Here is a 3,668-nt window from a genome sequence, read left to right on the forward strand (position 1 = left end):
GTTTAAAATTTGGAGGTTTGGAGGTTTACAGGTTTAGAGGTGGTCGGTAGGTTGGACTAGCCTTAAAGGTTAAACTTTCAACCTTTAACCTCTAACTCAGGCCACTAACCTGTAACTCACCCTTCATAACTTCGTACTTTATTAGGAAAAATGTTACGATGTGTTGCGAAACTGGGAAAAATGTCAACAATCTGTAGCAAAATATTCCCGGAAGCTAGGTTTATGATTAACCGGCTTTGATTTAGGCTTTGATTTAGGCCTTTAATTTAGGCAGGGTTAGCTAAACCAAGTTTTGCTGGGGCGTGCGTCGGCCCTCTGTGCTGGCGGCGTATCGAGAACGGCGATTTCCCCGGCACATTGCGGGTAACTGCAATGCGACAGAAGCTCTAATTACACCGCAAGGTTAGTTAGAGTGCGTTCATTCTTGGAAATGCCAGTTTAAAAAACCTGGTAATATTTTTTCTGGAGGAATCCATCTATGAGTATTGTCACGAAATCCATCGTGAATGCAGATGCTGAGGCTCGCTATCTGAGCCCTAGTGAATTAGACGGTATCAAAAGCTTTGTTACTTCTGGTGAGCAGCGCTTACGTATCGCTCAAACCTTAACAGGCTCCCGTGAGACAATTGTTAAGCAAGCTGGAGACCAACTATTCCAAAAGCGTCCAGATGTTGTCTCTCCTGGTGGTAATGCCTACGGTCCGGAAATGACTGCTACTTGCCTGCGGGACATGGATTACTACCTACGCTTGATTACCTACGGTATTGTTGCTGGTGATACCACACCAATTGAGGAAATTGGTCTAGTAGGTGCTAAGGAAATGTACAAGTCTTTAGGTACCTCCATTGATGCTGTTGCTGAAAGCGTCCGTTGCATGAAGGGTATCGCTACTGGCATGATGTCTGGGGACGATGCTGCTGAAGCTGGCTCTTACTTCGACTATGTGATTGGTGGATTGTTGTAGGGCAATAAATACCCCTTTGCCTAGTGTTCTGATGATGGCATAGTCTGTCTGTAGAACCGATAATCACAACTTGAGTTAAATAAGGAAATAGAATCATGCAAGACGCAATTACTGCTGTTATCAACTCTGCGGACGTCCAAGGTAAATATCTAGACGACTCCGCTATGGAAAAGCTCAAGGGCTATTTCCAAACTGGTGAGCTGCGGGTACGTGCAGCAACTGCCATTAGTGCTAATGCTGCTACCATCGTTAAGGAAGCAGTTGCTAAGACCCTGTTGTATTCCGACAGCACTCGTCCTGGTGGCAACATGTACACCACTCGCCGCTACGCAGCTTGTATCCGTGACATGGATTACTTCTTGCGTTATGCTACCTATGCGATGTTGGCCGGTGACCCATCTATCCTTGATGAGCGCGTACTCAATGGCTTGAAGGAAACCTACAACTCCCTTGGTGTTCCCATTGGCAATACCACCAATTCCATCCAAGGCATGAAGGAAGTTACCGCTAGCTTAGTTGGTCCTGATGCTGGTAAGGAAATGGGTGTATACTTTGACTACATCTGCTCTGGCTTAAGCTAACGCCAGAAGCGTGTTGATGGAATTCGCCAGCCTGTAGTTGTCTGTGTAATTAAGGTCTGGGAAGTTGATTGTGAGTGCTAGCTTGTTAAAGGCGAATCTGGCTCACGTAAGTCAAGCAGAGGAGTTTTGACAGTCTAGTATTGACAATTAACTCCCAGACTTTGGATTTGGAATAGTTGAGATATTTGATTAACCAATTTATTCCCTCGCTTTAGGCGATAGGGAGTTTTTTACCAATCTTGGAATCAAACCAGAATTAAAATTTTCTTGAATTTTACTAGGAGAAATAAGCTCATGCGGACGTTTGAAATAACTGCTTGTGTGCCAAGCCAAAGCAGAATTAGGACACAACGGGAGTTACAGAATACTTTTTTTACCAAGCAAGTTTCCTACGATAACTGGTTCCGTGAGCAACAGCGCATCCAGAAAATGGGTGGCAAAATTATTAAAGTTAAGCTGGCAACTGGTAAGCAAGGTACAAACACCGGTTTGTAATGATTTTTCGATAATAGCTGTTTATAAAAAAATTTCAGGGGGTCTACTACGACCCCTTTTTGATTTTTGGGGGAAAATGGGGGGATGGAAACAGAAGCAAGAGAGGGCGAACAACCACATAACCAAATAACCATAGGCCTTAAGGCCACGCGATCGCTGAAAGCGGGACTATCGGCAGAGCCGACGCTACGCGAACGTCCATCGCGTTCAACCACATAACACTCAACCACATAACCTTCAACCACATAACACTCAACCACATAACACTCAACCACATAACCTTTAACCAACCTGATTAAACGTGGCTCTACGTAACCTGATTCTATTATTTAATCCCTCTACTACAGACTGGGCAGTTAGTGCTCGGTTACTGAAGTGGTTAACGTTTCTATGGCTGTTGATCGGAATAGTAATTCTGTTCTCAGCTTCTTATGCGATCGCAGATGTCGAATTAGGGGATGGAACATACTACGTCAAGCGACAGCTGATCTGGGTAGTCTTGGGCTTAGTGGGATTTAACCTATTGGTGCGATCACCGTTGCGTTATTTGCTAAAGATCAGCCATTGGTTGCTCCTGGGGCTGTTGGTGCTGCTGTTATTGACTTTAATTCCTGGTGTGGGAACAACGGTTAATGGGGCAACTCGCTGGTTATCTGTGGGTTCGGTTCCCCTGCAACCTTCGGAGTTAATGAAGCCGTTTCTAGTGTTACAAGCAGCTCGGGTATTTGGGCAGTGGGACCGGCTTCAGTGGCGGACCCGTTTCACGTGGCTGGGGATTTTTATGGTGGTGTTGGTGGGAATTTTGTTACAGCCTAATCTGAGTACAACAGCACTTTGTGGGATGACTTTGTGGCTAGTTGCTCTAGCAGCAGGGTTACCTTTTTATTACTTAGGAGGTACAGCATTTGGTGGTGTCCTGCTGGCAGTACTCAGTATCAGCATCAAGGAATACCAGCGGCGTCGGGTGATGTCATTCCTAAATCCTTGGGCTGATCCAATGCGAGATGGATACCAATTGGTTCAAAGTCTTCTGGCTATTGGCTCGGGTGGTACTTGGGGCTCTGGTTTTGGGTTATCCCAACAAAAGTTATTCTATTTACCGATTCAACACACTGATTTTATCTTTTCTGTCTTTGCTGAAGAATTTGGCTTTGCTGGTAGTATAGCGCTAATGTTTTTGTTGATGACATACATGACCCTAGCGGTGATTGTAGCTATTAAGGCAAGAAACCGAGTCTATCAGTTAATAGCCATTGGGGCAATGCTGTTTATTGTCGGACAGTCTCTGTTAAATATTGGTGTTGCTTCTGGGGCTCTTCCCACTACTGGTTTACCATTCCCATTCTTTAGTTATGGGGGAAGTTCGTTGATTTCCAGTTTGTGTTCGGCTGGGTTGTTGATTCGGGTAGCACGAGAGAGTAGTGAGGCAGAAATTGTGTCTATACAAAGTCGCCGCCAGTCGATAGCAGAACGACGGCAAAGAAGGCACAAGGTAAAAGCCAAAAGGTAAAAGTGACCAATATTTTTTTAAAATCTGGTGAGGTACAGAATTTAGGGTTTTAGGGAACAGGGAATAGGGAACAGGGAACAGGGAACAGGGAACAGGGAACAGGGAACAGGGAACAGGG

4 protein-coding genes are annotated in these 3,668 nt (G+C 45.0%); all 4 read left to right on the plus strand.

Annotation, left to right across the window (positions count from 1 at the left end; all coding sequences use genetic code 11):
• Positions 1-478: 478 nt before the first annotated feature.
• On the plus strand, positions 479-964 hold the full coding sequence (gene apcA, locus AC4II3_RS28780; protein WP_008180111.1) for an allophycocyanin subunit alpha: 486 nt from the start codon (positions 479-481) through the stop codon (positions 962-964).
• A gap of 95 nt (positions 965-1,059) precedes the next feature.
• Positions 1,060-1,545 (plus strand): allophycocyanin subunit beta, encoded by a 486-nt coding sequence (gene apcB / locus AC4II3_RS28785; protein WP_070394727.1) that lies wholly within the window; start codon positions 1,060-1,062, stop codon positions 1,543-1,545.
• A gap of 294 nt (positions 1,546-1,839) precedes the next feature.
• Positions 1,840-2,040 carry a rod-capping linker protein CpcD domain-containing protein gene (locus AC4II3_RS28790; RefSeq protein WP_293107477.1) on the plus strand — a complete coding sequence of 67 codons (201 nt, stop codon included), beginning with the start codon at positions 1,840-1,842 and terminating at the stop codon, positions 2,038-2,040.
• A 301-nt stretch (positions 2,041-2,341) separates the two neighbouring features.
• Entirely contained in the window at positions 2,342-3,550 is a 1,209-nt protein-coding gene (locus AC4II3_RS28795; protein WP_293085549.1) for an FtsW/RodA/SpoVE family cell cycle protein, read from the plus strand.
• Positions 3,551-3,668 lie beyond the last annotated feature (118 nt).

The organism is Moorena sp., from assembly GCF_982860115.1.